The organism is Pseudomonas sp. NBRC 111139, assembly GCF_001753955.1.
GTDB classification, from domain to species: domain Bacteria; phylum Pseudomonadota; class Gammaproteobacteria; order Pseudomonadales; family Pseudomonadaceae; genus Aquipseudomonas; species Aquipseudomonas alloputida.
The window spans coordinates 1-545 of the sequence record NZ_BCBP01000001.1 but is presented as its reverse complement, the minus strand read 5'-3'; the positions used below and the strand labels follow the sequence as shown (position 1 = coordinate 545).

Sequence of the window (545 nt, the reverse complement as noted above, 5' to 3'; positions counted from 1 at the left end):
TGACTGGCAGCACTACCTCCCGCTGATCGAACGCAAGCCCGGTGCGCTGCGCAACGGCGCGCCCTTTGCTGATCTGCCGGCGCCGCTGCGTCAGCTTAAGCACGGTCTGGGGCGTCATGCCGGCGGTGACCGGATCATGGCGCAAGTTCTGGCTGCCGTACCGGTCGCCGGGCTCGATGCGGTGCTGGTGGCTGTTGAGCTGGTACTGGAAAGCGGCAGCCTGAGCGCCGAACACATCCTCAATGTCGTGGCGCGCCTGGCCGCGACCGAACCACCACCCAGCGTCGAAACCCACTTGTCGCTCAAGGAAGCCCCCGTCGCTAACACGGCGCGCTACGACCGCCTGCGTGGCCAGACCGAGGAGATCGGTCATGCGTGATTTGATGGCGGAACTCAAGGAGCTGCGCCTGCACGGCATGGCCACGGCCTGGGCGGAGTTGACTGCGCAGGGTGAGTCGAACACAGCCTCGTCCAAGTGGCTGCTCGAACACCTGCTGGAACAAGAGCACACAGATCGCGCCATGCGCTCGGTGAGCCACCAGATG

1 protein-coding gene and 1 pseudogene are annotated in these 545 nt (G+C 65.5%); both read left to right on the top strand.

The features are described 5' to 3' along the window. Positions 1 to 379: pseudogene (locus BJQ17_RS00010) on the top strand (IS21 family transposase); the annotation flags it as partial. Then, positions 372 to 545: ATP-binding protein (locus BJQ17_RS00005; RefSeq protein WP_217988574.1), on the top strand; the 174-nt coding region annotated here is incomplete at its 3' end. The pseudogene BJQ17_RS00010 and the gene BJQ17_RS00005, both read left to right, overlap by 8 nt.